The sequence below is a fragment of the Aeromonas aquatilis genome (genome assembly GCF_054052405.1).
Map to the genome: position 1 here is coordinate 47509 of NZ_JBSTYP010000008.1, position 26011 is coordinate 73519.

Genomic DNA, 26011 nt, shown 5'->3' on the forward strand with positions numbered 1-26011 from the left:
GTTACCTCACGGACGAGAGCAGTGTATCGAAAATCGTTTTGGCCGTACTGACGATTTGCGCAGAAGCGGCATAGGATTGCTGGAAGCGGATTAGATTGGCTGCCTCCTCCTCCAGATTGACCCCTGACACGCTTTCATAGATGCCGGTGCTCTGGATCAGTTTGGATTCATTGGCCTTGAGCAAGGTTTTTGCCTGACTGGTATTGTTGCCCACTTCCATCACCAATCCGGAATAAGCCTCGTTAAAGGTCATTTTGTCATTGGTAGTGCCACCATTGGTGCTCTTGCGCACCAGATCCTTGTTTTGCAGCTCGGCCAGTGCCAGACCATTGCTGTTATCGGCAAAGCCATTGCTGTTGTAGCTGAGCTTGAAGCTGTCGTTAGCCTTCACGGTTCCGGTGATACTGAACTCGTAGCCAGGCGCCTGTTTCGGGTTGCTATAGACTGCGGCTCCGGCGGGGAACGGGTTGACGATAGCCGACATCAGGTTTTGCCCCTTGCTGCTCGCGGGCGCCGTGCCAACCAAGGTAGTACCATCGGCTTGAAAGACCTGATAGTTACCGCTGGCATCGATTTTGACCACCTGAGGTGCCGTCGGGCTCAGGGTATTGGTGCCAAAACCCGACCCAGCTCCGGTATTGAATACGCCTCCCAGTTTGATCTCTGCACCGCCACCATTATTGGTGGTCTTTTCCGCTTTAAGCGGAGAGGCCAACGCCAAATCTTCCGGTCGGGTGATCAGTTGCCCCAGTCCGGAGGCCGCGCTTTTGGTCGGTTGCAGCAACAATTTGTCACCCGCAGCCGGCGTACCGGTGAGATCGATTGAAATACCGTGACCCGTGAGCTCAAACGTTGCAGGAGGTGTCGTACCGGTCGCCACAGAAGTGCGATTGCCCGACTTGTCCAGCGAGAACACCTCATAACCGGTGGCGCTGCTAAAACGTACTTCGTAATCCAACGGGGTGACTGATGTTCCCTTGCCCGGCACGAAGCTGACATTCGCCCCGACCGTCCCGGTGTTACTGCCGTATGGCAATCCCTTGCTGGTGGGCAGGGTGAAGATATCGCCGCCTATCTCGTTATCCAGATCCATCCCGAGGCGATTTTGTTGGTTCATGGCATCAGCCATCGCGACAGCCAACTGCCCCAGCTCACGCTTGGTAGGCTCAAGGTCGGTTCGCGCCTTGAACAGCCCACCCATGGCCCCACCAAATGTATCGTGATCGATGGTTGCCTGATTATCCCCCAAGGTCAGCTGCAGCTCCTGATCCCGAGAGTCAGGATCCCCCGCAATCAGCTTGAACTGGGCGACGCCCCCATCGAGGATCAGCGAATGGCCAGTGCTCATATTGACCAGCATGCTGCCGTTGGGTTGGGCTACGGTGCGAATATCCATCTTCTCCGACAGCTGGCGGATCGCCTCATCCCGCTGATCAAACAGCATCAGGTTCTCTTCGGGTGACCCCTGGGTGCGGATGATGGCCTGATTAAGATCATTGATGCTGGTGAGCAGGCTGTTGACCTGCTTGGTTTCATCTTCAATACGGGTGTTGAGGGTATCGCTCTGCTTGTCGAGCTGCGCCGAGAGGGTATGAAAACGGTTGACCATGCCACTCAACTCCGTCATCACCACCTTGCGCCCACCGATCTCGGCAGGCGATTCATTGGCTGAGTGAAATGACTTGAAGTAGGAGGTGATGGCCGCCCCCACGCTGTTGCTGGTATCCCCAAGCAAGCTGTCAACGCCAGCCAGCTGTTCATAATGGGTCAGGGAGGCATGATAGGCGGAGGTATCACGGCGCACCTCCCCCTGCATATAGTCGTTGATTACCCGCTCGGTCTTGATGTCACCGGTCCCCAGACCGATGGTATTGGTATACACCAGCGTCCGCTCACGCACATAGCCCTGGCTATTGACGTTCACTATGTTGTTACTGGTGGTCTGCAGCAGGCGTTGCTGTGCCAGCACACCCGATGAACCAATCCCAAGCAGGTCGCTTGCCATACGTTACAGCTCCATCTCGTTGTATTGGGCAATGGCGTCACTGCGCAATACCTGTTTCAATTTTCTGGCGTAGTGCGGGTCGGTGGCATAACCCGCCTGTTGCAGCGCCTCGAAGTAGCGATCGGGACTATCCACCTTCGCCAGGGCGCCCTTGTAGCGAGAGCCGGAAGTGAGGAAGTCCACATAGTCGTTGAAGCTCTCTTCAAACGACTCATAAGAACGAAACGCCGCTTTCTGACGGGAGGCAACGCCTTGCTCATACTCGAGCGTGCTGACCACCGCCTTGGGCCCTTCCCAGCGCGGATCGGCCTTGATGCCAAACAGGTTATGGGTCACCTGCCCCTCGCCATCCTTGATCACCCGCTTGCCCCAACCACTCTCCAGTGCCGCCTGAGCGACCAGTACCGCCGGGCTTAACCCCAGCTTGTCGGCCGCTTTCTTGGCCAGCGGCATCAGGCGATTGACGAACTCTTCCGGCGTATCGAACTCTTTGCCCCCACTACCGGCGACACTGCCCTCTTCGCTGGCCATGCGCCCCATGGGCGGAATGCTGCGGTGCGGTCGACGGGGCATAGTGAGTGCGTGGCTCTCCTTGCCCCCCTCGGTCATCTCTTTTTCAGCAAAATCTTTGCCAACTTTGGATGCCGCGATCAAATCATCGGCCGCCGCCGTGGGTGGCTGATAGGGTTTGTAGGTCCGTTCGGTGCGCTGCGGCATCTTGAGCACCCGTCCATCCTGATGGGTAAAGGTCTCGGGAGAGAGCTGCTTGGCCACCATGTCAGCCAATCCCAGTCCCCCCTTGCTGGACATGTCAGCAACCCGCTGCTCATCCAGCATCCCTTCATAGAACTGGGTATAGCTGCTGTTCATCGGGTTGTCCTGAGTCAACACCCCGTTGGCCTGACGCATGCTCTGAAACAGCATCTGGGTAAAGATTGACTCGAACTGGCGTGACGCACTCTTGAGCGCTTCGGCCTGTCCCTCTTTGCTTTGGCTCATCTGGCGCAGACGGTCCAGGTTCTTGATGTCCTGTACCATCCCGAGATTCATGCCGCTGTTGCTGTCAAACTCCGCCATTTTGCTTACCTCATTGCCACCCGTGGCAACCACTTGCCGCTTGTTACAATATGACCAGTTGCCCCTCGATGGCGCCTGCCTGCTGCAGCGCCTCAAGGATGGCCATCAAATCACCGGGGGCAACCCCGACCTGATTGACCGCCCGGACCAGATCGTCCAGGGTCGCACCGGTATCAAACTTGAACATCCGCCCCGGCTCCTGCTGGACATTGATGGTCGAGTTGTTGGTCACCGTCGTCTCTCCTCCCGCCAACGGGTTGGGCTGGGAGACCTGCTGGTTTTCGGCGATGGTCACCGTCAACCCGCCATGGCTGATGGCCGCCGGTTTGAGCTTGACCTGACTGCCGATCACTATGGTGCCGGTGCGGGAGTTGACGATGATCTTGGCCGCCTCGTTGGCCGGATCCACCTCCAGATTCTCGATAGTGGCGAGATAGGAGACGCGCTGACCCGGATCCCGCGGGGCATAGACCTTGACCGAGGTAGCATCGAGCGCCTGAGCGGTATTGGGCCCCACCAGATCGTTGACCACATCGGCCAGACGGCGCGCCGTAGTAAAGTCGGGTCGGTTAAGGTTGAAGGTGATAGTGTCACCCTGACTGAAGGAGTTGGGCACCTCCCGCTCCACGGTCGCACCGTTGGCAATTCGCCCGACGGTCGGGGTATTGACCACGACCTTGGAGCCATCAGCCCCCTCGGCCCCCAAACCACCGACCACCAGACTGCCCTGTGCAACCGCATAGACCCGGCCATCGAGCCCTTTCAGGAAGCTCTGCAGCAAAGTACCTCCCCGCAGGCTCTTGGCCTCGCCAATGGCAGAGACCGTTACGTCGATGGTCTGGCCCGGTTTGGAAAAAGGGGGCAGGTCGGCATGAATCGCCACCGGCGCCACATCCTTGATCTTGGACTTGATGTTATCCGGCACCTTGATGCCAAAGTTGTTGAGCATGGTACGGAAGGTCTGCTCGGTGAAGGCGTTGTTCTTCTCGCCGGTACCGGGCAAACCGACCACCAGGCCGTAACCAATCAGCTGGTTGCTGCGCACCCCTTCAACCGAGCTGATGTCCTTGATCCGGGCAGCATTCGCCACGTCCAACGGCAGCAGACAGCAGAGCAGAGTGACAAGACGGAGTGACTTCATAACATCTCCTAGAGCGGCCACCAGGGGCCATTGAAAAAGCTGGTCAGCCACCCTTGCTCTTGGGTATTGGCCAGATCACCGGTACCACCGTAGTAAATGCGGGCATTGGCTACTTTCTGGGACGAAACGCTGTTATCCGATGTCACATCCTCCGGGCGAATCAGGCCGATGATCCGGATATATTCATTGCCATTGTTAAGCATGATCCACTTCTCGCCACGCACCAGCAGATTGCCGTTGGGCAGCACCTTGGCCACGCTGACCGAAATACTGCCCTGCAGGCTGTTACTCTGATCCGCCTTGGCCTGCCCCTTGAACGCGCTGTCTTGCGCAATGGAGGCTGAGAGATCATAGGGGCTGGCGGTCACGGGAACGCCACCCAACTTGACCGGATCCAGATTGAACTTATTGTCCTTGCCACTCTGGGTATTGGCCTTTTTCGAGGCGGAGGTGGATTCAGACAGCTCGATGGTGATGATGTCACCCACCTTGTGCGCCTTGATATCCGAATAGATGCCATTGACCTGATCCGGCTGGAAAATCGCCCCTGTCGGCCGCACCGACACCGGCTCCGACTCTCCGTAGACGGGGGAAAACTCGGGATCATCAGGCTTGGGCGTATTGGGAGTGCTGCTACACCCTCCCAGCACCAGCAATCCCAGCATCCATACGGCTTTCATCATGCACCTCCTAATTAGGTACGCTGGATCAGGAAGGACATCATGCCGTCCACGGCGGAGAGCACCTTGGAGTTCATCTCGTAGACCCGCTGAGCCTGAATGAGGTTTACCAGCTCTTCGGTCACGTTGACGTTGGAAGTCTCCAGCATCCCCTGCTTGATCACCCCCAAACCATCGGCACCGGCAGTCCCCTGAGCGGCAGCACCGCTGGACTGGGTCTCGACAAACATGTTCTCCCCCATCGGCTGCAAGCCGCTGGCGTTGACGAAGTCGGAGATGTTGATCTGACCGACGACCTGAGAAGCGCCATCGCCCTTGAGCTGCACCGAGACCTGGCCATCTTCACCCACCGTAACGCTCTGGGCGTTTTCCGGGATCTGGATTTCCGGTTGCAGCGGGTAGCCATTACCCGGGGTCACTATGGTCCCTTCATCGTTGAGGGTGAACTGACCGTTACGGGTATAGGCCGCACTGCCATCCGGCAGCTGAATTTCAAAGTAGCCACGACCACTGATCATCAAATCGAGCGAGTTGTCAGTGGTTTGTACGTTACCCTGACTGTGGTTTTTCTGGGTCGCCACCACCTTGGCACCCGCCCCCAGCATCAAGCCGGAGGGGAGCTCGGTATCGGCAGAGGAGCGGCCACCGGGCTGATTGATGTTTTGATACAGCAGATCTTCAAAGATGGCCCGTGACTTTTTGAAGCCCACGGTGCTGGCGTTCGCCAGGTTGTTCGAGGTGACCGAAATATTGGTCTGCTGTGCATCCAACCCGGTCTTGCTGATCCAGAGTGCAGGATTCATAGTGTAACTCCTTGATTAGCTGATTCGCAGCAGTTGGGTTTGAGCTTCATCATTCTCTTCGGCCGTCTTCATGATTTTGACCTGGGTTTCGAACTGGCGTTGCAGCCGGATCAGGTTGGTCATCTCATCCACCACATTGACGTTGCTCCCCTCCAGGGAGCCGGCAATCAGGCCAACATTGGCCGCGGCAGGTTCCTTCTGGCCATCCTTGCGGCGAAACAGACCATCTTGCCCCTTCTCCACCGCATCGGCGGCCGGGTTAACCAGCTTGATCCGCTGAAAATCTTCCGGCAAGTTGGCGGCGGCCCCCTCCGGTCGACCACTGATAGTGCCATCCCGATTGATCTCGAGTTTTTCCATCGGCATCGGTAGCACGATAGGCTTACCGCCATCGTCCACTACGTTCAGACCGGTCGAGGTTTGCAAGTTGCCGGTCGCATTGACCTGCAAATTCCCCATGCGGGTATAGGCCTCACCCCCTTTGGGGTCCTGCACGGTAATCCAGCCCGGACCATCCACCGCCACGTCCAGATCCCGTCCGGTGGTCATCAACATGCCATGCTGCAGGTTCTGACCCGGGCGCTCAGCCATGGCAAACACCCGGCTTGGCAAGCCCTCTCCGAATGCCTGCATGCTTCTGGCCTGCTCAAAATCGGACTTGAAACCGGTGGTATTGGCATTGGCGAGGTTGTTGCCCCGAACAGCCAAGCTGTTCATGGTCTCTTTGGCCCCGGACATGGCGATATAAAGCAGGTGATCCATGGAATTCTCCGTCAAACAGATGACTCTGACAGGAGAAATGCAATTAGAGTGCCAACAGCGGAAATATGGGAGGATAAGGAGGATGGGAATACGACAGAAACAGAGAGGGGGCCAAGCCCCCTCTCATTATCATGTATTGCGCAATTAACGGATCTGCAGGATGGTCTGCTGCAGCGAACTGTTGACCTCCAGAGAACGCGAGTTGGCCTGGAAGTTACGCTGGGCAGTGATCAGGTCCACCAGCTCCGAGGTCAAATCCACGTTGGACTGCTCCAGGGAGGATGATTTGATGGTGCCAAATGTTCCTGAGTTTGGCGTCCCCGGCAAGGCATCGCCAGAGAGCAGAGACTGACGCCAGGAGGTATCGCCAACCTGAGTCAATCCTTGCGAGTTGGCAAACTTGGCCATGGCGACCATGGCCACCTTGATGGTGGTTGCGTTACTGTAAGTCGCGGACACGATGCCATCCGGAGTGATCTCCACCTTGGTCAACCGGCCGACAGTGGAGCCATCCTGAGTCAACTTGTTGACTTCAAACGGTGAGGCGTATTGGGTCACGGTTCCAAAATTGATATCCACCTGCTGGGTGGGATCTGCGCCGTTAGTAATGATACCTGCGCCAGCTGCGCCCACGGTTCCCAGTTGCTCTGTCTTGATGGTCGCCGGTGTAGTCGGAGTAATCATCTTGCCATCAGCCCCGAAGGTAATTCTTGCACCAGCAGGCGCCTGGCTCAAACCTGCCGTCATGGTAGGCGTTACACCACCAACAATATCAATAGGCTTATCCCCTTGGTAAAGATACATACGCCAAGCTGTTGGATTGGCCGGTTTGGTCAGATCTGCTGGGTCAGCTTCTTTAACAAAATATTGCGTGATGGTATGCGGCTCACCCAATGAGTCATAAATCACCACGGAGGTAGAAGATGAGTAGGTTTTCGAATTTTTTGGATCAAAGGTTGATGCATCACCGGCACCGGCGCCAGCAGGCAACGGCGACGCTGTAGACGGCAGGTTGAAACTGGCGTCAATTTTGGATGTCTTGATTGGTTCACCAGCCTTGTCAGGGATCTGAATAGGCTTGGTAGCATTGATACTCACTGCTTTGGGCGTGCCATCGGCGTTAATTTCATAACCTTGCAGATAATGGCCCTGATTATTGACCATATAACTGTTTTCATTGAGCTTGAAGGCCCCGGCACGGGTATAGGTGCGATCCAGGTTGGTCAGGCCATCAGAGGTCACGAAAAAGCCGTTGCCCTGAATCGCCAGATCCAGCGCGTTATTGGTAAATTGCAGCGCCCCTTGATGGAACTGCTGGGCCACCGCACCGGTCGCCACACCGTTACCAACCTGGGTCTTTGCATTGACAAAGATCGAGTTGGCGTAGACATCCGCAAACTCGGCACGGGACTCTTTAAAGCCCGTTGTATTGACGTTAGCAATGTTGTTGGCGGTGACGTTCAAGTCTTTTTGTGCCGCGTTGACACCGCTCAAGGCATTGTTAAATGACATATCCAGCTCCTTAGATCGATGCTGTCACGAGGTTGTTGACGGTGTAACCGTCGGATTTGAATTGGTGCCTGAAATTTGCAGAATATTATTCAGATATTCGCTACCCAGTCCTCTCAGATTGAGGCGCGTCGGGTTAGTGGCGTTACCCAAGGCAACGCTATCCACTTTGGCATAAGCAAAGGTGGCAATACTTTCCGACTTCCCATTGAGCGCGCCACTGGCTTTGATAACATATTTACCTGCAGCGACCCGCTTACCAGCTTTGTCTGTACCATCCCAAGCGACTTCAACATTACCTTTTTGGTCTCCTTCGAGAGGGAACTCCTTGATAACCTGTCCCTTTTCATCCTCAACGGTAATTTTGACGTTCGCATATTTATTCGTTGTGCCTACAGCAACGACCGCAGACAAAGAACCATCTTTATCTAAAAATCCGGTATTACCCTGGAGCAGCACATTTTGTCCCACCAGAGAAGAGGCTTGCAGGGCCTGGCTGGAGATCATCTGATCGTTGAGCTTACCCATCTGATTGGACAAACTGCTGATCCCCTCCGACGTAGACATGGAGGCCATCTGGGAAAGCATCTGGGCATTGTCGACCGGCTTGAAGGGATCCTGATATGACAACTGCATAGTCAGCAGCTTCATAAATGAAGCCTGATCCAGCTCTTTCTTCGGTGCCGGGGGAGTGCCCCCCATCTGAGTCGAGGTCCGGTTGATGCCGTTCATATTGTTGGTTTTATCGACCATCTTGCATCCCCCTATCAGGATTTGCCGAGCTGGAGCGTCTGCTGCAGCATCTTCTTGGCCGAATCTGCAACTTGTACGTTGGTCTGGTAGCTGCGCGAGGCATTGATCATGTCAGCCATCTCTTCAACCATGTTGACGTTTGGCTTGAAGATAAAACCGTCTTTGTCCGCCATCGGGTGGTTGGGGTTGTACTCCTTGAGCAGTGGCGCCTTGCTCTCGACAATGCCCTTCACTTCCACCCCGACCGAGCCCTGCTTGTCAGACATCGCCTGATCGAGCTGGGCGGCAAAGACTGGCCGCCTGGCGTGGTAAGTATTTTCCACACTGGAGCTGACGCTGTCCGCGTTGGCCATGTTGCTGGCAACCGTGTTGAGCCGCACTGACTGTGCGCTCATAGCCGAGCCTGCTATGTCAAAGACCTTGAACAAACTCATCACTGCTCTCCTTTCAGGGCCTTCAGCAGGCCACTGATCTTGCTATTCATAAATTCAAGGGAGGTTTGGTACTCGAGGCTATTGCGCAGAAATTCACTACGCTCCTGTTGCACATCAACCGTATTGCCGTCACCGGTATCCGGTTGCAGCGGGTTGCGATATTGCACGGTACCCGGAGCATCCATATTCAAGGCAAAGTGCTTTTCGCTGGTCGTTGCCAGACCAAAACCTTGATGCGACTGGGCCTCCTGCAACGCCTGCGCGAAATTGATATCCCTGGCCTTGAAGCCCGGCGTATCCGCGTTGGCGATATTGCTGGACAGCACCTCAGCACGCTTGGCGCGAACGCTTATCGTGTGTTGATGAACACCGAATGCCTTGTCAAATGAAAGAGCCATAACACACCTCCTACTTGGTATATTTTGTCTGCAAGAGATGTGCCATAAGCGAATAGCTCAAATCGATGGCCTGGGTATGAGCACACGTCTGAACGGACACAGCAGCATCTCGCCCCCCCAGCAAGGTAACGTCTGGCCACCACAGGTTTTGAACCATAGTTGCAGTGGCGAGAAATGGCAGCTGAATAGAGAAATTGAGCGGTAGATAAAGAAAGAGGGAAGCTCGTCGCTTCCCTCGTTACAGTAACTGGTAATATCTGGGAGAACCCCGACTATCAAGGCCATCAGACCTATTTGACCTTGTAGACGATCCCCGGATTGCAGCGGATCATCTCGAACCGGTCGGTCAATCCGGCCAGCGACTCGGAAGCCCCTAGCATCAGGTAGCCGCCGGGATTGAGGCTGGCAGCAAACTGGTTGAGGATCTTTGACTTCACTTCCGGCGCGAAATAGATGAGCACGTTGCGGCAGAAAATAATGTCAAATTTTCCGAGCAGACTGTAACTCTCCAGCAAATTTATCGGCCGGAAGGTGGTCAATTTTCTGACTCGCTCCACCACCCGCATCTTGTTGTCGCCGTATGGCTCAAAAAACATCTTTTTGCGCTCGGGTGACAACCCGCGAGCCAGTGCAAGACTGTCATAAATGCCTTCCTTGCACTGGTTGAGCATGGTCGTCGAGATATCCGTTCCGACAATCTGAACGCCACCAGGTAAGGTACCCGGCTTTTTCATCTGTTGCTCCAGCGCCGTCATGGCAATGGAGTAGGGCTCCTGACCTGACGACGATGCCGCAGACCAGATCTTGATAGGGCGGCCGCTTTTCCCCAATTCAGGGAAAATCTTGTCGGTAAGCAGTTGAAACGGATAGGTATCACGAAACCAGAGGGTCTCGTTGGTTGTCATGGCATCCACCACGGCCATTTTCAGGTCACGCTCTCGCACACTCATTGCACGGGTAACCAGATCAGACAGACTCTCGATGCCAAACTGAGCCATCAACGGTGAAAGACGGCTCTTCACCAGATACTGTTTGTTATCACCCAGCACGATCCCGCTCTGAACCGCCAGAAAGTTGCTGAACTGTTTGTATAAGTCGTCCGAAAGTGTCTTCATGCAGCTGTTCTTCTTTATTAGAGTGCGTTTTGTACGGCTTTGGCCAGTTCATCTGGTTGGAACTTGGCGATGAAATTGTTGGCCCCCACTTTCTGCACCATTGCCTGGTTGAATACCCCACTGAGGGAAGTATGCAGAATAACATGCAAATCCTTGAGATTGGGATTATTCCGGATTTCGGCAGTGAAGGTGTAGCCATCCATTTCCGGCATTTCGATATCTGAAATCACCAGCGCAATCTGATCCTTGATAGGGCCATTTTTGGTCATTTCTAGCAGCATATTCAATGCTTCACGACCATCTTTTGCCAGCACGCACTCAACCCCGATGGCCTCGAGCGCACGCTGCACCTGTTTGCGTGCCACGGAAGAGTCATCGGCAACCAGTACCGGACGTCCCAGGGTCGGGTGTTCGACGCTCGACTCCACCAGCTCTTTGCTCACTTCGGTAGAAACCGGGGAGATCTCGTTGAGAATACGTTCAACATCAAGGATTTCGACCAACTCGCCGTCCACCTCGGTGACCGCCGTCATGTAGTTGATGCGCCCCGCCCCTTTGGGCGGTGGCAGGATCGACTCCCAGTTCATATTGATGATGCGTTCGACCGAATGCACCAGAAAACCCTGAATGGAACGGTTGTACTCGGAGATGATAATGAAGCACTTGCTCAAATCTTCAATCGGACGCTTGCCAACCGCCATGCTGAGATCGATGACCGAAATCGTCTGGCCACGAATATGGGCGACCCCGCGAATGCAGGAGTTCAACTTGGGCATCACGGTCAAGGGGGGGCACTGCAACACTTCACGCACTTTGAATACGTTGATGCCAAATCTTTGACGTCCGTTGAGACGAAACAACAACAACTCCAACCGGTTTTGTCCCACGAGCTGGGTACGCTGGTTGACCGAGTCCAGAATACTGGCCATAAACACTCCCTAAAAACGCTTGGCATTAATCATGCATGCATGATGGATTGCGTCAGACTATCAATGTGACAACGAAAAGATTCTGAAGCAATCATAGTTAAATATGGTGATATGCGTGAACAACTTATCGACCAACGAGCGAAAATGATTAACCGACTTTTACTCATCAGCCTCTTTTTTGGCAGCATATCTTCCAGCTACGCCTCGGACGTCACTACTTATCTGCAAGAAAAGGCACAAGAGTTCGTTTACAGCCAGCTGGATATTCCGTTGGATGCCAGAGCTGAGGTCACCTCTGCCACGCTGGATGAACGGCTCCCACTGACCCGTTGCGATGATCTGTTGACTATCAGCTTACCAGCAAAAATGGAAATTCGCCGTAATACAACAGTTTACCTTAAATGTGAGGAAGACAAACCCTGGGATGTCTATCTCCCGGTGCGAGTCAGCATTCAAAAACCCTATGTCACGGTGGCCAATCCCATCGCCAAGGGGGATCTGCTGAGTGAAAGCCAGCTGGTCTTGGCCTATCAGGATCAGACCCTGATCCGCGGCGACTACCAGACTGATACAGCTCCTCTTATCGGGGTGCGCAGCAAGCGAGAGCTAAAACCGGGGCAGCCCATCCGCTTGAGCCAGGTTTGTGTAGTGTGTAAAGGAGATCAGGTCACTGTGACGGCAGAAAACAGCAACTTCCAGATCAAAACCATGGCCCGAGCCTTGCAAGATGGCAGCTTCGGAGAGATCATCAAACTCGTCAATATTCGCTCCGGCAAAACCGTTGAGGGTAAAGTCAGTGCTGTGGGGGCCGTATCGGTCTCGTTTTAAATTCGGATCCTTGACAACTTTTTTCTAAAGTTTTGACCTGCCGCACCGATAAACAGGTAAGCAAACCTTAAAGCAGACGAAGGTAACTAAAATGGCCATCAACAATATCAACAACTTGGCGAACAATCGGTTGCAAAATACCGCTAATAGCCAGGGGACAGGCAGCAAGTCAGTCACCTCATCGCCCGAAAACAAAGCGGCTACTGTCAAGCTGGACTCCGTCTCCTTGACCAGTGAGGCGCAACAATTGCAAAAGATGCAACAAAACCTCAATACTGCCTCGACCGGCAATGAGAGCAAGGTCGAACGACTGAAAAAAGCCGTCGCGAGTGGCGAATATCAGGTCAACAGCGACGCTGTTGCCAAGAAGATGTTCAGTTTCGAGGCCAATCTGGACAAAGTTCTGGGATGATGGACTTACCTTCGTTACTGCACACTCAAGATGATTACCTCAGCCAGATGCAAGGCATTCTGGAAGAGGAGTTCAGCTTGCTCGAGCAGCATCAGGCACTGGCCCTGCCTGCACTGACCGAGCGCAAACAGCAGTTGCTTGCTGCGATAGAAACCCTGGACAAGACGCTGGCAGAGATGCCAGAACTGGCACTGCAGCTGGCAGCCTATCCCGACGAGATGGCGCAGGTTCGTGCAAAACTGGATGCCTGCCAGGCACAAAATGATATCAACGGTCGCTTGCTTGAATTGAGCATCGTCTCAAACCGTCGTCTGGCAACCTTTCTTAGTCAGCTGCGCGATCGCAACAGCCTGACCTATGACGCCAAGGGTAATACTCGCTCTGGCACCCGCTCCTACGGTATCAAGGCCTGACATCTCTTATCAGGCCTTGCATTTTTGCTGTCCGTTTTAAAGCACCAGTCGCAACAACTCTCGCCCGTCCTCACACGCATTGACGCGCAGTAACCCGTCCTCATAGCACCCGTAACTGGCCGGCAACTCGCCGCGCGGGAAACAGATTGACCCCGGGTTCATCAATATCCGTTCCCCCTGCCACTCCAGCACCGGCACATGGGTGTGGCCGCTCAGGAACAGACTACCCGCCGGAAGCTGAACCTCGTCCGGGCGATAAAGATGGCCATGGCTGACAAACCAGCGCCGCTCATCGACCAGCAGCTGGTTGTAGGGGGCGGTGATAGGAAAGCGCAACAGCATCTGATCCACTTCGGAATCACAATTGCCCCGCACCGCGATGATCTGCGGTGCCAACTCGTTGAGCAGGTCGGCCACGGCGGCCGGGTTATACCCTTCCGGCAGAGGATTGCGCGGGCCATGGTTGAGCAGATCGCCGAGCAGCAGATAGTGATCCGGCTGCCAGGGCTCAAGTTGGGTCAGCACCCGCTCCAGCGCAATGATGCTGCCGTGGATGTCGGAAATGATGGCAAGTTTCATGAAATGCTCCTCACTGCGGGCTGAAATAGAGATCCTTGGTGGCAATCGTCCCTTTCAAATTCTTGCTGGGCAGCCCTCGCAGCGCGGGATCGACCAGTCTCATCTGATTGTAATGATATACGGGGATGATCGGCGCCTCTTCGAGCAGCAACTGTTCGGCATGCCGGTACAATTCAACACGGCTCGCGCTGTCCAGCGTGTTGGCCGCCTGCTCCAGCAGCAGATCAAAATCGGGATTGCAGTAACCACTCTCGTTGCGCAGATCCTGACAACGGAAGCTGCCCAGCATGGCTGATGGCTCGACGTAATCGCCAAACAGGAAGCTTCTGGCCACCAGGAAATCACCGCTATCCTTGGCCACCTGATAGGCGCCCCACTCCAGACTGTTGAGGGTGACCTGTACCCCCAGCTTCTGCCACATAGCGGCGATGGCCATCGCCATCTGCTTGTGGGTTTCGGCGCTGTTGTAGGTAATGCTCAGCTTGAGTGGATTGGCACTGTTATAGCCGGCCGCTGACAGCAACGCTGCCGCTTTGGCCTGGCGGGTTGGCATATCTTCAAGCGCCACAGGCAATATCACCCGGGGGTAACCCGGCATCTCCGGCAACAGCGACCATGCCGCCTGTTCATCCTGCCCGCTCACCGATCCAATGAGCTGCTGTCGATCAACCGCCATGGAAAGCGCCTGACGCACCCGCACATCCTGCAGTTCCGGGCGCTTCAAATTGAACGTATAGAGATAGGTGCCAAACAGCGGCAAGCCCCAGAGCCGCTCCGGAGACTCGCGCTTCATCTTCTGGTAATAGCCGAGGGAGACCTTGTTGGTGAGCTGGATTTCACCAGCCTCATAGCGCAGCCGTTCAGCATGTTGTGAGGTGATCGGCAGATAGGTGACCCGCCCGATGCGGGTGTGGAGATCATCCCAGTAGTGGATATTGCGCTCGGCTTCGATCCGCTCGTTCGGCGCCCAGCTTGCCAACCGGTAAGCACCATTGCTCACCAGCTTGCCGGGCTCGGTCCACTGCTTGCCAAATTTGGCTATCGCCTTCTGATTGACCGGTACGAAGGGGCGCAGACTGATGAGCTGCAGGAAATGGGGCGCTGGCCGCTCCAGCGTGATCTTCAGGATCAGATCACTTTGTGCCTCAATGCCCAGATTGTCAGACTCCAGCGCACCGGCATAGATGGATTGCGCATTGTTGATCCCCGTGGCGAGCAGCAGGTCGGCCGAGGGGGACGCGATGGCTGGATCGAGCAGACGGCGCCAGGCATAGACGAAATCTGCAGCCACCAGCGGCTCGCCATTGGACCATTTCAGTTGGGGTCGCAGGAAAAAGCGCCACTCCAGCCCATCCTCACTCACCTCCCAGCGCAGCGCCTGAGCGGGTACGATATGCCCCTGCCCGTCGTCGCTGACCAGCCCTTCAAACAGATCGACCAGCACGGCCTCCCCCGGAAAACCGGATCGCACCAGCGCCGGATCCAGCGACTCGGGCTCGGCACCGTTGCCCTTGACCAGAGTTTGCCGATCGGCAAGCAGAGGCTGCTGCTCAACGGTGGTGGCATGGGCCAGGGGCCCTGCCAGCACGGCAAGCAATAGCGGGGAGAGCCAGCGTTGCGCCAGCTTGGGGAAGAAACCATAGCTCATGACAAAACCTCGAATAAAACCACTGCAGGAGGGGAAGGCCGACGGCGCGCCTGATGAATGCCTGATGCCGCTCTTGTTATCCCCGAAAACGCCCCGTATTGTATCGGGCTTGCCCGGGAGATGGAGTCTTTCGGGTTAATTTTTTCAGGAGTTTTTATGGGTTATGAGTGGCTGGCCCTCGCGTCGGCCAGTTTATGGGCAGTTGCAGCGCTAATTTCGGTCAAACCGGCCCGTCATCTCGGCGCATTTGCCTACAGCCGCTGGCGCATGTTTCTGGTCAGCCTGATGCTCGGCACCATGAGTCTGCTCACCGGTGGCTGGCAAACTCTCACCGCAAGCGCCCTGCCCCTGCTCGCCCTCTCCGGGCTGGTCGGCATCTTTATCGGTGATACAGCGCTATTTGCCTGTATGAACCGACTGGGGCCAAGACGCAGTGCCCTGCTTTTTTCCTGTCATGCGCTGTTTTCCGCCCTGCTTGGGCTCTGGCTCTTTAATGAACAGCTGACGGGCTGGCGACTGCTGGGGGCCATGCTGGTCTTTGCCGGCGTGATGCTGGCGATCCTGTTTGGCAGACGCAGTAGCAGCAACGAGTGGGAGCAGATCCGTGGCAATCTGGCACTGGGAATTGGCCTTGGCCTGACGGCGGCACTTTGTCAAAGCGTGGGAGCCATCATCGCCAAGCCGGTGATGATGAGTGGTGAAGTGGATGCGGTGAGTGCATCGGGTATCCGGATGGGCAGTGCCCTGCTGGCCCACTGCGTCCTGCGGCTGGGGCGCTTGCCGCTGGCCATGCCGCTCAAACCGGTCAATCGTCAGATCCTCGCCATGATTGCCACCAACGGTTTTCTGGCAATGGGGCTGGGCATGACGCTGATCCTGATGGCACTGCGGCAGGGAGAGGTGGGCATGGTGGCCATTCTCTCCTCCACCACGCCGGTACTGCTGCTGCCGCTGTTATGGTGGCACTCGGGGGAGCGGCCATCCGTTGCCGCCTGGGCGGGGGCACTGATTGCCACTCTGGGCACCGCGCTGGTGCTGGGTTTCAGTACCCACTGACACCCGGCACCATGATCAGAACAGGGCGATCTCCTCAGCGGTCAGCTCGCGGTATTCACCGGGGGTCAGCTCTTCATCCAGCGTCAGGCCGCCCACCCGCTCGCGATGCAAGCCAACAACCTTATTGCCGATGGAGGCAAACATCCGCTTGACCTGATGGTACTTGCCTTCGTGGATGGTCAGGCGGGCCTCGCACTCACCGAGAATTTCCAGCTGGGCAGGACGGGTTTTATCGGTCTCATTACGCAGGAATACCCCTTCGGCGAACAGCGCGATCGCATCCGGGCTAACCGGTTCGGCCAACCAGACGTGATAGGTCTTGGCACACTCGTGGCGAGGCGAGGTGATGCGGTGGGACCATTGGCCGTCGTCGGTCACCAGCACCAGACCCGTGGTATCGAGGTCGAGGCGACCCACCACGTGCAGCTTGCCCATCGCCGGCTCATCCATCAGGAAGAAGACGGTCGGATGATCCGGATCCTCGTTGGAGCAGACATACCCTTCCGGCTTGTGCAGCATGAAATAGCGGTTGCGCTGCTCCAGCGTCAGCAGCACGCCGTCAAACTCGATCTGGCTCTGCTCATTGATATGAAAGGCGGGCTGCTTGACCACAATGCCATCCACCATGACCTCACCCTGACGGATCAGTTTGCCTGCCAGCGAGCGGGTCAAATCGGAACAATCGCACAGAAATTTATCAAGCCGCATTCACAACCTCGGAGTCCAACAAGTAAAGGGGCGTCATTATATCGGGCGGAGGCGACAACGCCACTGTTAAGGGGTTGCCAATTATGACGAACTGGTCATCCGATGTTACACTGCTCCGGTGTGACCCATCCGAACAATACTCATAATAATAAGAGTCAGGAAGCCCTCATGAAGTCTCAAGCATCCTATCCCGTCATCCCCGTCAACCAGCTGAAACCCGGCATGTATGTCATTGCTATCGCCAGCCAGACAGGTGGGATGGAGATCGCCCAGATGGGCTTGGTGACCAACGTGGCGCAAATTGCCAATCTGGTGCGCCAGGGGGTGCTCACGGTACGCATCGATCTTGCCCGCAGCAAGCTGGGCAGCGCCGAGAGTGACGCCGTTACCTCCCCCGATCTCAATGCCAACAGCGCCCAGGTAGGGCGCCGTGCCAGTGCCAACGGCGAAGGGCGGGAGCTGAAGATCCGCCGCCTCTATCAAGAGGCGCGCGAGCTGCAAGGAAAGTTCATTCGCCACCTCAAGGCGGGTGAACCCATCGACATCACCCCGCTGGCCGAAGTCGCCGAAGAGATGGTGGACACCATGTTCACCCACGGCGATGCCATGCTCTGTCTGGCCCGCATTCGCGCCAAGGATGCCTACCTGATGGAGCACTCCATGAACGTGGCCATTCTGCTGGCCAACTTCGGCCGCTATCTGGGGCTGGAGCGCAGCGTACTCAAAGAGCTGACCCTGGGTGGCCTGCTACACGACGTGGGCAAGGTGATGACACCGGATGAGGTGCTCCACAAACCGGGCAAGCTGACCGATGAGGAGTTTGTCATCATGCGCCAGCATGTGGTGCATAGCCACGATATTCTCAAGAATACCCCGGGTATCACGCCAACCATGCTTGAAGTGGCCGCCAACCACCATGAGCGACTCGATGGCACCGGCTACCCGCAGCGGCTCAAGGGGGAGCAGCTCTCCCTCTATACCCGCATGAGCGGCATCGTCGATGTCTATGATGCCATCACCGCGGATCGGGTCTACAAAGCGGGCATGCAGCCGACCCAGGCCTTCCGCATTCTGCTCAAAGGGATCAATCAGCACTTCGATGCCGAACTGGTGACCAAGTTCATCAAGTGCATGGGGGTCTATCCGGTGGGAACCCTGGTGCAACTCTCGAACCAGCGCTTGGCTATCGTGATGCAGCGCAACGAGCAGCAACCGCTCAAGCCGGTGGTCAAGGTGATCTATCACGCCACCCAGCGCCACTACCTTGATGTGCAGTGGCTGGATCTGGCCAAGTCAGGGGTGCAGGAGAGCATCGAAAATACCGTCGATCCCAAAGAGTTTGGTATCAAACTCGCCAACTTCTTCTAATTCCTTACCTCAGATATTCATGATTGGCGCTGGCTGTCGAGCCAGTGCTGGATCAGAAACTCCTCATCCAGTGGCGAGAGATCAAAACGCAGGCTGGCCTCTTCAATGGCAGAGATATCGTGCTGGTGATGCTCGCTGAGCCAAAGCACCGCACGACGCAAATCTTCACCATGGGGGAGCAGCAGATGGTCGCTCATGGGATACCTCCGGTAGACTGCAGGGCGGCCAGCGAACGTGGCCCCCCTCTTTCAAGTCTAGTCGGTCAATCCCCACAACCTGCGCCTCACCCCCCCTTTATCACAACAATCCGCTTGTCACTGCAATCAGTTGCCGAAGGCACGCTGCCAATCCTGATCAAACTTCACCAGCGCCGCATCCACCGCCGGCACGTTCAGCAACTGCTCCGCCACATCGAGCGGCAGAGTGATGGACTGGCAGCCCGTCAGCAGGCAGTCGAGCGCCTGACGGGGCGTGCGGAATGACGCCGCCAGCACCTTGCTGTTCGGTGCATGCAGCTCAAGCAGCTGTTGCAGCTCCTGCACGGTGGCAATGCCATCGCCCCCCTGCGCATCCAGCCGGTTGACGTAAGGCGCCACGTACTCAGCCCCCGCCACCGCCGCCAGCCAACCCTGCAGCGGGGTATAGACCGCCGTCCCCAGCGTCGGAACCCCATTGGCAGTCAGGGTCTTGATGGCCGCCAATCCCTCTTCACATACCGGGATCTTGATCACCAGGTCGCGGTCCAGCTCACGCAGAGCGAACGCCTCGCGCACCATCTCGGTTTCGGTTTTGGCCATCACCTGGGCAAACAGGCGCGCCTTGGGCCCCAGCACGTCGCGCAGGGCGGGCAGCAGCTCACAGAGCGGCAATCCCCCGGCGGCGGTAATGGAAGGATTGGTGGTGACACCGGCCAACGGCAGGATCCGTGACCAGCGACGCACTGCCGCCACATCGGCAGTATCGAGATACAGCTCCATCTCTGACTCCTTAACGGGATGTTCAATTTGTCGCCATTCTAGCGATAAAACATCTGCAAATGGCTTGATCGAAATCAAATCAACTTTCGAATGAAAGCAAATAGAATGCACATACAAAAGGAGGCGGTATGATTTTTGACCTGCAACGATATTCAACTCACGATGGCCCCGGCATTCGCACCCTGGTATTTCTCAAGGGGTGCTCGCTGGCCTGTCGCTGGTGTCAAAACCCGGAAAGCCGCTCTCCCAAGCCGGACATACTACTCGACCGGCGCCAATGCATCGAGGGATGCCGGCTCTGCAGCGATGCCTGTCCGGCAATCTTGCGTGACAGCCAGGGTGTCCAGCTCGTCCGCTCAGCCCTCAGCAATCAGGATGTGGAACGGCTGCGCGGCCTCTGCCCCAGCGAAGCGCTGCAGGTGTGCGGCAGGGAGGAGAGCCTGGACACCCTGATGGCCACCATCTTGCGGGATCGCCCCTTCTTCGAGCGCAGCGGCGGCGGGGTCACCCTCTCCGGCGGCGAACCCTTCATGCAGCCCGAATTTGCTGCCAACCTACTGGCCCGCTGCAAGATCGAGGGGCTCCATACCGCAGTGGAAAGTTGCCTGCACGTGCCCTGGCACCAGATTGAGCCAAGCCTCCCCCACCTCGACCTGCTGCTGGCGGATCTCAAGCATGTGGATGAGGAGCGCTTCTTCGGCTGGACCCGCGGCAAGGTCGCCCTGCCCCTGGCCAACCTCAAACGCTTGGCCGAGCACGGCGTGCCGATGCAGATCCGGGTGCCGCTCATTCCCGGCTTCAATGCCGACCGCGCATCGATCGAAGCCATCACCGACACCGCCGCCAGCCTCGGCACGGTGCAGGAGATCCACTTTCTCCCCTACCACACCCTGGGCGCAGGCAAGTACGCCCTGCTCGACCAACCCTATCAGGCCCCCCGGCAGCCACTCGATGACCCGGCACTGCTCGCCTTTGCCCATGGATGTGCCCGTGCGCAGGGGCTTACCCCGCTCACCCGGGGCTAGCAACACCCCATGACATCAGCCACTCACTGCCCAATGACCAGAGGATAAGATCATGACCCAGCTCGACCTCACTACCCTGCCCCCGCGGATCCGTGCCCACAAGGAGAGCCTGATCCACATCGTTCAGCCGCCGGTCTGCACCGAACGTGCCCGTCACTATACCGAGGCCTATCAGACCCATCTGGCCCGGCCGCTGCCGGTGCGCCGCGCCCTGGCGCTGGCCCACCACCTCAAGGAACGCACCATCTGGATCAAGCACGATGAGCTTATCGTCGGCAATCAGGCCAGTCAGGTGCGGGCGGCGCCGCTCTTTCCCGAATACACGGTGGGCTGGATCGAGAAGGAGATCGACGAGCTGGCGGATCGCCCTGGCGCCGGCTTTGCGGTGAGCGAGGCAGACAAGCTGGCCATCCACGCCCTCACTCCCTTCTGGCGCGGCCAGACGGTGCAAGATCGCTGCTACGGCCTCTTTACCGACGAGCAGAAAGCGCTGCTGGAGAGCGGCATCATCAAGGCCGAGGGCAACATGACTTCGGGGGATGCCCACCTCGCGGTCAACTATGAGGAGCTGCTCACGCTGGGGTTAGATGGCCTCAAGGCCAAGGTGGCCGAGCGGCGTGGTCGGCTCGATCTAGCTGACTGGGCCGATTTGCAACGCGAGCAGTTTTTGCAGGCTGTCGCCATCACCTTCGATGCCGTCAGCCTGCACATCGAACGCTACGCCGCGCTGGCCCGCGATATGGCCGCGCAGGAATCGCGCCCCGAGCGCCGGAGTGAACTTGAGATCATCGCGCTCAACTGCGCCCACATCGCCCACCAGCCCCCCGAGACCTTCTGGCAAGCGCTGCAGCTCTGCTACTTCATCCAGCTCATTCTGCAGACCGAGTCCAACGGCCACTCGGTGTCATTTGGCCGGATGGACCAGTACCTCTACCCCTGGTATCGCCGCGAGGTGGAATTGTCGGAATCCCTGCCTCGGACGCGCGCCATCGAACTGCTGCAAGGGTGCTGGCTCAAGTTGCTGGAGGTGAACAAGATCCGCTCCGGCACCCACTCCAAGGCCTCCGCCGGCAGCCCGCTCTATCAGAATGTCACCATTGGTGGCCAGAACTGGCGGGATGGCAGTGCCCATGACGCGGTCAATGGCCTCTCCTACGCGATTCTGGAGTCCTGCGGCCAGCTGAGATCCACCCAGCCCAACCTCTCGGTACGCTACCATGCCGGGATGAGCGAGGATTTCCTCGACGCCTGCATTCAGGTGATCCGCTGCGGCTTTGGCATGCCCGCCTTCAACAACGACGAGGTGGTGATCCCCGAGTTCATCAAGCTCGGGGTAAGCGTGGAGGATGCCCACCATTACGCCGCCATCGGCTGCATCGAGACCGCCGTGCCCGGCAAGTGGGGCTATCGCTGCACCGGCATGAGCTTTATCAACTTCGCCCGCATCCTGCTGGCCTCCCTCGATGGTGGCCGCGATGCCACCACCGGCAAGGTATTCCTGCCCCAATCCCTGTCGCTGCGAGACGGGAGTTTTGGCAACTTTGACGAAGTGATGGCCCGCTGGGATGAGCAGGTGCGCTACTTCACCCGCAAATCCATCGAGATCGACTGCGTGGTCGACAGCGTGCTGGAGGCGCAGGCTCACGACATCCTCTGCAGCACCCTGGTGGATGACTGCATAGAGCGCGGCAAAACCATCAAGCAGGGGGGCGCCGTCTATGACTGGGTCTCCGGTCTACAGGTGGGGATTGCCAACCTCGGTAACAGTCTGGCTGCGCTGAAGAAACTGGTGTTCGAGCAAGGCGTGGTGGATCAGGCTGAACTGGCTGCCGCACTGGATCAAGACTTTGCCGGGCTGGCGGGCGAGCAGCTGCGCCAGCGCCTCACCAATGCCGCCCCCAAATATGGCAACGATCTGGACGAGGTCGACATGCTGCTGGTACAGGCCTACCAGAGCTACATCGACGAGCTCAAGGGGCTGCACAACACCCGTTTCGGCCGCGGCCCCATCGGCGGCACCTACTATGCGGGCACCTCCTCCATCTCGGCCAACGTGCCCTTCGGTGCGGCCACCATGGCCACCCCGGATGGCCGCCACGCCCGCACCCCGCTGGCGGAAGGGGCCAGCCCGTCATCGGGGTCAGATCGCTTGGGCCCCACGGCGGTGTTCAACTCCCTTGGCAAGCTACCCACCCCGGCCATCCTCGGCGGCGTGCTGCTCAACCAGAAGCTGAGCCCGGCCAGCCTTGAGAACGAGCGGGACAAGGCCAAGCTGATGAGCCTGCTGCGCACCTTCTTCGAGGTACACAAGGGGTGGCACGTGCAGTACAACATCGTCTCGCGGGAAACCCTGCTGGCGGCCAAGGCCCATCCCGATCAGTACCGGGATCTGGTGGTGCGGGTGGCGGGTTATTCGGCCTTCTTCACCGCCTTATCCTCGGATGCGCAAGATGATATCATCGCCCGCACCGAGCACAGTCTCTGACGGGGCGCTCCCCATGGCGCCTGTGACGTCATATGATTGGCAAGCCACCCCCTCGGGTGGCTTGCCGCTATCCACCACCTTGCATGCGAGCGCACCATGAATCCACGCCACCAACTGATCCTCACTCTGGTCCATCAGGCTCGCAAGATGAGCGTGAGTGAGCTCGCCCAACACACTGGCGTATCGGAAGTGACGGTGCGCAACGACCTGACCGCGCTGGAGAAGCAGGGGCTGCTCAGACGGGTACACGGCTCGGCCATGGCGCTGGAGAGCGACGACCCCGATGCCCGGATGAATATCAACTACCTGCTCAAGGAGCGTCTCGCCGAGCGGGCCGCCCAGCTGGTGGAGGATGGCGAGACGGTCTTTATCGAGGGGGGCAGCGCCAACGCTCTGCTGGCCCGCCATCTGGCCCTGCACAAACGGGTCACCATCATCACCATCAGCAGTTACATTGCCCACCTGCTGCGCGACACCCAGGCTCAGGTAGTGCTGCTCGGCGGCCTGTTCCAGCATCAGAGCGAGAGCGTGGTGGGACCGCTGACCCGGCTGTGCATCGAACAGGTGCACTTCTCCAAGGCCTTCATCGGGGTGGACGGCTTTCATCCCGAGATGGGTTTTACCGGCCGCGATATGATGCGGGCCGATGTGGTCAACAGCGTGCTGGCCAAGGGGATGACCAATGTGGTGATCACCGACAGCAGCAAATTTGGCGCCATCCACCCGAGCCAGCTTGGCGCGCCAGGCCAGATCAACGTGCTGGTTACCGACGATGCCCTGCCCGCCCCCATGCGGGTAGCCATCGCGGCCAAGGGGATCACCCTGCACTGCGTTGCGGCCTAGGCCACCCGCTAATTCACGCTATTTCATTGACCTGACAGGATAAAATTTTCATGATGAGCCAGTCCCCATCGGGACTGACATCACCAGTGCGTGATCTGCAGGAAGCAGACTTCAGGAGAGCAAGGACATGCCATCGACCATCACCGCCGGGGAGCGCCGACTCCCCCCTATCATTCGCGCCACCGCCATCACCCTGACCCTGTGCTGGAGCCCGTTTGGCTGGAGTGCCACACTGCCCGCTGACTTGAAGTGGGAGAGCAACAACCAGGATCCTATCTATGCCGATCCGGCTGCCAAACGCGGCGGCACCTTTCGCACCTTTATGACCAGCTTTCCCCTGACCTTGCGCAAATATGGCCCCGACTCCAACGGCGGCTTTGCCGGTTACGTGCGGGAAACCAACCTGCCACTGCTGAGCACTCATCCCGTCACCGGCAACCCCATGCCGATGCTGGCAAACGAGTGGGCCTTCGGCGCCGACCACAAGACCCTCTATTTTCGCATCAACCCCAAGGCGCGCTGGTCAGACGGCCAGCCGGTCACGGCCGATGACTGGCTCTTTACCCTGAAGATGATGCGCAGCAAAGAGATAAACGACCCCTGGTACAACAACTACTACAGCACCCAAATAACCGACGTCACCAAATTTGATGCCCACACCCTGGCCATCACCAGCGGCACCGAAAAGAGCCGTCAGGATCTGCTCGAATCACTGCCCATCAGCCCGGAGCCGAGCCACGCCATCAAGCTCACCGCCAACTGGGTCAAGGAGTACAACTGGAAGGTGTTGCCGGTCACCGGCCCCTATCAGATCGATCAGGTGAAAAAGGGTAAATCGGTCACCTTCAAGCGGATTAAAAACTGGTGGGGAGATGACGAGCGCTACTTCCAGCATCGCTTCAATCCTGCACGGATCGAGATCAAGGTGCTCAGGGATCTGAACATCGCCTGGCAGCACTTCCTGCGCGGCGATCTCGACACCTTCCCGCTGGTGATGCCCAACTGGTGGCACGACAAGACCAAAACCGCCGAGTTCGAGAAGGGGTATATCGCGCGCACCTGGTTCTACAACCAGACCCCGCAATCGCCGATGGGGCTCTATCTCAACACCGCCGATCCGCTGCTGCGCAATCTCGATGTTCGCCTCGGGGTCCAGCATGCCCTCAACCTCGACAAGATGCTCACCACCCTGCTGCGAGGGGATTACCAGCGACTCAACAGTTATGGCTCAGGTCAGGGTGAATTTACCAACAGCGAGATCAAGGCCCGCCCGTTCGATCCCAAACTGGCACGGGAATACTTTGCCAAGGCAGGCTTTAACAAAGTGGGGCCACAGGGGATTTTGCAAAACGACAAGGGGCAGTCACTGACCCTCGCCATCACCTACACCACCGCAGAGCACGCCCAGCGACTCACGCTGTTGCGGGAAGAGGCCAAGAAGGCGGGGCTTAATCTGGAGCTCAACCTGATGGATGCCTCGGCCGGTTTCAAATCGATGCTGGAGAAAAAGCACCAGAGCGCCTGGATGGCCTGGGCTGGCAGCCGCTATCCCGCCTATTGGGAGTTCTTCCACAAGATCAACGCCAACAAACCCCAGACCAACAACATCATGAACATCGATGACGATGCCATCACGGCCTTGGTGGAGCAGTATGACAAGGAGTTCGACTTTGCCAAAAAGGCGGCCCTGTCACGGCAGATCCAGCAGCGGCTCTATGAGCTGGCGAGCTTCGTCCCCGCCTATCAGGTGCCCTACACCCGGGAAGGAGCCTGGCGCTGGATAAAACTGCCAAAAGTACCTGCAACGCCTAAGAGCGAGCAGTTCTACTGGCCCCTCGGTGGCGACAACAGCGGTTACAGCTATGGCGGTCTGCTGTGGATCGATGAAGAGCTAAAATCCGAGACCAGGGCAGCCATCAAGAGTGGCAAGACTTTCCCGGCCGAGCCCATCATCGACACCACCTATCGCCAGCCCTGATAGCCACAACTCGTTTGGCAAACAGACCTAAAACAAAGACCCCGCCAGATAGCGGGGTCTTTGTTGGTAACCGGTGTTGCGAATA

At 57.5% G+C, this 26011-nt stretch carries 26 protein-coding genes; 9 read left to right on the plus strand and 17 right to left on the minus strand.

The window, feature by feature from the left end:
• Window position 1: 1 nt before the first annotated feature.
• The 12 genes from flgK to ACW5W8_RS04545 form a co-directional block, all read right to left on the minus strand.
• Window positions 2-2005 carry a flagellar hook-associated protein FlgK gene (gene flgK / locus ACW5W8_RS04490; RefSeq protein ID WP_498626602.1) on the minus strand — a complete coding sequence of 668 codons (2004 nt, stop codon included), beginning with the start codon at window positions 2003-2005 and terminating at the stop codon, window positions 2-4.
• 3 nt (window positions 2006-2008) lie between these two features.
• Window positions 2009-3082, minus strand: a complete 1074-nt coding sequence (gene flgJ / locus ACW5W8_RS04495) for a flagellar assembly peptidoglycan hydrolase FlgJ (RefSeq protein ID WP_498626603.1) — start codon at window positions 3080-3082, stop codon at window positions 2009-2011.
• Window positions 3083-3125: 43 nt separating this feature from the next.
• Window positions 3126-4223: a flagellar basal body P-ring protein FlgI gene (locus ACW5W8_RS04500; protein ID WP_498626604.1), complete on the minus strand. Its 1098-nt coding sequence runs from the start codon at window positions 4221-4223 to the stop codon at window positions 3126-3128.
• 8 nt (window positions 4224-4231) lie between these two features.
• Window positions 4232-4903, minus strand: a complete 672-nt coding sequence (flgH, locus tag ACW5W8_RS04505; protein ID WP_498626664.1) for a flagellar basal body L-ring protein FlgH — start codon at window positions 4901-4903, stop codon at window positions 4232-4234.
• A gap of 14 nt (window positions 4904-4917) precedes the next feature.
• Entirely contained in the window at window positions 4918-5706 is a 789-nt protein-coding gene (flgG, locus tag ACW5W8_RS04510) for a flagellar basal-body rod protein FlgG (RefSeq protein WP_005334158.1), read from the minus strand.
• Between the two features lie 15 nt (window positions 5707-5721).
• Window positions 5722-6468: a flagellar basal-body rod protein FlgF gene (gene flgF, locus ACW5W8_RS04515; protein ID WP_431362696.1), complete on the minus strand. Its 747-nt coding sequence runs from the start codon at window positions 6466-6468 to the stop codon at window positions 5722-5724.
• A 144-nt stretch (window positions 6469-6612) separates the two neighbouring features.
• Window positions 6613-7980 (minus strand): flagellar hook protein FlgE, encoded by a 1368-nt coding sequence (gene flgE, locus ACW5W8_RS04520; protein WP_498626606.1) that lies wholly within the window; start codon window positions 7978-7980, stop codon window positions 6613-6615.
• Between the two features lie 24 nt (window positions 7981-8004).
• The gene (locus tag ACW5W8_RS04525; RefSeq protein ID WP_498626608.1) at window positions 8005-8730 is read right to left on the minus strand and encodes a flagellar hook assembly protein FlgD; all 726 of its coding nucleotides are present in this window, start codon (window positions 8728-8730) and stop codon (window positions 8005-8007) included.
• 14 nt (window positions 8731-8744) lie between these two features.
• A complete protein-coding gene (gene flgC / locus ACW5W8_RS04530; protein WP_005350658.1) occupies window positions 8745-9164 on the minus strand; it encodes a flagellar basal body rod protein FlgC in 420 nt (139 codons plus the stop codon).
• Window positions 9164-9562 (minus strand): flagellar basal body rod protein FlgB, encoded by a 399-nt coding sequence (gene flgB / locus ACW5W8_RS04535; protein WP_005334169.1) that lies wholly within the window; start codon window positions 9560-9562, stop codon window positions 9164-9166. Before flgB ends, flgC begins: the two co-directional genes overlap by 1 nt.
• Window positions 9563-9852: 290 nt before the next feature.
• The gene (locus ACW5W8_RS04540) at window positions 9853-10677 is read right to left on the minus strand and encodes a CheR family methyltransferase (RefSeq protein ID WP_042657132.1); all 825 of its coding nucleotides are present in this window, start codon (window positions 10675-10677) and stop codon (window positions 9853-9855) included.
• 17 nt (window positions 10678-10694) lie between these two features.
• Entirely contained in the window at window positions 10695-11606 is a 912-nt protein-coding gene (locus ACW5W8_RS04545) for a chemotaxis protein CheV (RefSeq protein WP_498626611.1), read from the minus strand.
• A 144-nt stretch (window positions 11607-11750) separates the two neighbouring features.
• Between ACW5W8_RS04545 and flgA the strand changes: the two genes are divergently transcribed.
• From flgA to ACW5W8_RS04560, 3 genes are all read left to right on the plus strand, one after another.
• The gene (gene flgA, locus ACW5W8_RS04550; RefSeq protein ID WP_498626665.1) at window positions 11751-12434 is read left to right on the plus strand and encodes a flagellar basal body P-ring formation chaperone FlgA; all 684 of its coding nucleotides are present in this window, start codon (window positions 11751-11753) and stop codon (window positions 12432-12434) included.
• Window positions 12435-12525: 91 nt separating this feature from the next.
• Window positions 12526-12846 (plus strand): flagellar biosynthesis anti-sigma factor FlgM, encoded by a 321-nt coding sequence (flgM, locus tag ACW5W8_RS04555; RefSeq protein WP_005334177.1) that lies wholly within the window; start codon window positions 12526-12528, stop codon window positions 12844-12846.
• Entirely contained in the window at window positions 12843-13259 is a 417-nt protein-coding gene (locus tag ACW5W8_RS04560; RefSeq protein ID WP_498626614.1) for a flagella synthesis protein FlgN, read from the plus strand. Before flgM ends, ACW5W8_RS04560 begins: the two co-directional genes overlap by 4 nt.
• 36 nt (window positions 13260-13295) lie before the next feature.
• Here the strand turns inward: ACW5W8_RS04560 and yfcE are convergent, their stop codons facing one another.
• Entirely contained in the window at window positions 13296-13838 is a 543-nt protein-coding gene (gene yfcE / locus ACW5W8_RS04565) for a phosphodiesterase (protein ID WP_498626615.1), read from the minus strand.
• A 10-nt stretch (window positions 13839-13848) separates the two neighbouring features.
• Window positions 13849-15486: a peptide ABC transporter substrate-binding protein gene (locus ACW5W8_RS04570; RefSeq protein WP_498626617.1), complete on the minus strand. Its 1638-nt coding sequence runs from the start codon at window positions 15484-15486 to the stop codon at window positions 13849-13851.
• A 156-nt stretch (window positions 15487-15642) separates the two neighbouring features.
• Between ACW5W8_RS04570 and ACW5W8_RS04575 the strand changes: the two genes are divergently transcribed.
• The gene (locus ACW5W8_RS04575; RefSeq protein WP_498626619.1) at window positions 15643-16542 is read left to right on the plus strand and encodes a DMT family transporter; all 900 of its coding nucleotides are present in this window, start codon (window positions 15643-15645) and stop codon (window positions 16540-16542) included.
• Between the two features lie 15 nt (window positions 16543-16557).
• Here ACW5W8_RS04575 and rsuA read toward each other — a convergent pair whose 3' ends face one another.
• Window positions 16558-17250, minus strand: a complete 693-nt coding sequence (rsuA, locus tag ACW5W8_RS04580) for a 16S rRNA pseudouridine(516) synthase RsuA (protein WP_498626621.1) — start codon at window positions 17248-17250, stop codon at window positions 16558-16560.
• 168 nt (window positions 17251-17418) lie between these two features.
• On the opposite strand from rsuA, the gene ACW5W8_RS04585 reads away from it, so the two are divergent.
• Window positions 17419-18618, plus strand: coding sequence for an HD-GYP domain-containing protein (locus tag ACW5W8_RS04585; RefSeq protein ID WP_498626622.1), 1200 nt, complete (start codon window positions 17419-17421; stop codon window positions 18616-18618).
• Window positions 18619-18635: 17 nt separating this feature from the next.
• On the opposite strand, the gene ACW5W8_RS04590 is transcribed toward ACW5W8_RS04585, so the two are convergent.
• Together ACW5W8_RS04590 and fsa are read right to left on the minus strand one after the other, a co-directional pair.
• A complete protein-coding gene (locus tag ACW5W8_RS04590; protein WP_042057439.1) occupies window positions 18636-18815 on the minus strand; it encodes a hypothetical protein in 180 nt (59 codons plus the stop codon).
• A 126-nt stretch (window positions 18816-18941) separates the two neighbouring features.
• Window positions 18942-19595 (minus strand): fructose-6-phosphate aldolase, encoded by a 654-nt coding sequence (fsa, locus tag ACW5W8_RS04595; RefSeq protein ID WP_498626624.1) that lies wholly within the window; start codon window positions 19593-19595, stop codon window positions 18942-18944.
• Window positions 19596-19723: 128 nt separating this feature from the next.
• Here fsa and ACW5W8_RS04600 point away from each other — a divergent pair, with 128 nt between their 5' ends.
• The 4 genes from ACW5W8_RS04600 (at window position 19724) to ACW5W8_RS04615 (ending at window position 25926) form a co-directional block, all read left to right on the plus strand.
• Window positions 19724-20620, plus strand: a complete 897-nt coding sequence (locus tag ACW5W8_RS04600; protein ID WP_498626625.1) for a glycyl-radical enzyme activating protein — start codon at window positions 19724-19726, stop codon at window positions 20618-20620.
• Window positions 20621-20672: 52 nt separating this feature from the next.
• Window positions 20673-23105 carry a formate C-acetyltransferase/glycerol dehydratase family glycyl radical enzyme gene (locus ACW5W8_RS04605; protein ID WP_498626627.1) on the plus strand — a complete coding sequence of 811 codons (2433 nt, stop codon included), beginning with the start codon at window positions 20673-20675 and terminating at the stop codon, window positions 23103-23105.
• A gap of 96 nt (window positions 23106-23201) precedes the next feature.
• Window positions 23202-23948, plus strand: a complete 747-nt coding sequence (locus ACW5W8_RS04610) for a DeoR family transcriptional regulator (protein WP_498626629.1) — start codon at window positions 23202-23204, stop codon at window positions 23946-23948.
• Window positions 23949-24075: 127 nt separating this feature from the next.
• The gene (locus ACW5W8_RS04615; protein WP_498626631.1) at window positions 24076-25926 is read left to right on the plus strand and encodes an extracellular solute-binding protein; all 1851 of its coding nucleotides are present in this window, start codon (window positions 24076-24078) and stop codon (window positions 25924-25926) included.
• Window positions 25927-26011 lie beyond the last annotated feature (85 nt).

Coding starts and splice junctions, on each gene's coding strand:
- flgK (WP_498626602.1), bottom strand. CDS start 2,005: ATGGCAAGCGACCTGCTTGGGATTGGTTCATCGGGTGTGCTGGCACAG.
- flgJ (WP_498626603.1), bottom strand. CDS start 3,082: ATGGCGGAGTTTGACAGCAACAGCGGCATGAATCTCGGGATGGTACAG.
- ACW5W8_RS04500 (WP_498626604.1), bottom strand. CDS start 4,223: ATGAAGTCACTCCGTCTTGTCACTCTGCTCTGCTGTCTGCTGCCGTTG.
- flgH (WP_498626664.1), bottom strand. CDS start 4,903: ATGAAAGCCGTATGGATGCTGGGATTGCTGGTGCTGGGAGGGTGTAGC.
- flgG (WP_005334158.1), bottom strand. CDS start 5,706: ATGAATCCTGCACTCTGGATCAGCAAGACCGGGTTGGATGCACAGCAG.
- flgF (WP_431362696.1), bottom strand. CDS start 6,468: ATGGATCACCTGCTTTATATCGCCATGTCCGGGGCCAAAGAGACCATG.
- flgE (WP_498626606.1), bottom strand. CDS start 7,980: ATGTCATTTAACAATGCCTTGAGCGGTGTCAACGCGGCACAAAAAGAC.
- ACW5W8_RS04525 (WP_498626608.1), bottom strand. CDS start 8,730: ATGGTCGATAAAACCAACAATATGAACGGCATCAACCGGACCTCGACT.
- flgC (WP_005350658.1), bottom strand. CDS start 9,164: ATGAGTTTGTTCAAGGTCTTTGACATAGCAGGCTCGGCTATGAGCGCA.
- flgB (WP_005334169.1), bottom strand. CDS start 9,562: ATGGCTCTTTCATTTGACAAGGCATTCGGTGTTCATCAACACACGATA.
- ACW5W8_RS04540 (WP_042657132.1), bottom strand. CDS start 10,677: ATGAAGACACTTTCGGACGACTTATACAAACAGTTCAGCAACTTTCTG.
- ACW5W8_RS04545 (WP_498626611.1), bottom strand. CDS start 11,606: ATGGCCAGTATTCTGGACTCGGTCAACCAGCGTACCCAGCTCGTGGGA.
- flgA (WP_498626665.1), top strand. CDS start 11,751: ATGATTAACCGACTTTTACTCATCAGCCTCTTTTTTGGCAGCATATCT.
- flgM (WP_005334177.1), top strand. CDS start 12,526: ATGGCCATCAACAATATCAACAACTTGGCGAACAATCGGTTGCAAAAT.
- ACW5W8_RS04560 (WP_498626614.1), top strand. CDS start 12,843: ATGATGGACTTACCTTCGTTACTGCACACTCAAGATGATTACCTCAGC.
- yfcE (WP_498626615.1), bottom strand. CDS start 13,838: ATGAAACTTGCCATCATTTCCGACATCCACGGCAGCATCATTGCGCTG.
- ACW5W8_RS04570 (WP_498626617.1), bottom strand. CDS start 15,486: ATGAGCTATGGTTTCTTCCCCAAGCTGGCGCAACGCTGGCTCTCCCCG.
- ACW5W8_RS04575 (WP_498626619.1), top strand. CDS start 15,643: ATGGGTTATGAGTGGCTGGCCCTCGCGTCGGCCAGTTTATGGGCAGTT.
- rsuA (WP_498626621.1), bottom strand. CDS start 17,250: ATGCGGCTTGATAAATTTCTGTGCGATTGTTCCGATTTGACCCGCTCG.
- ACW5W8_RS04585 (WP_498626622.1), top strand. CDS start 17,419: ATGAAGTCTCAAGCATCCTATCCCGTCATCCCCGTCAACCAGCTGAAA.
- ACW5W8_RS04590 (WP_042057439.1), bottom strand. CDS start 18,815: ATGAGCGACCATCTGCTGCTCCCCCATGGTGAAGATTTGCGTCGTGCG.
- fsa (WP_498626624.1), bottom strand. CDS start 19,595: ATGGAGCTGTATCTCGATACTGCCGATGTGGCGGCAGTGCGTCGCTGG.
- ACW5W8_RS04600 (WP_498626625.1), top strand. CDS start 19,724: ATGATTTTTGACCTGCAACGATATTCAACTCACGATGGCCCCGGCATT.
- ACW5W8_RS04605 (WP_498626627.1), top strand. CDS start 20,673: ATGACCCAGCTCGACCTCACTACCCTGCCCCCGCGGATCCGTGCCCAC.
- ACW5W8_RS04610 (WP_498626629.1), top strand. CDS start 23,202: ATGAATCCACGCCACCAACTGATCCTCACTCTGGTCCATCAGGCTCGC.
- ACW5W8_RS04615 (WP_498626631.1), top strand. CDS start 24,076: ATGCCATCGACCATCACCGCCGGGGAGCGCCGACTCCCCCCTATCATT.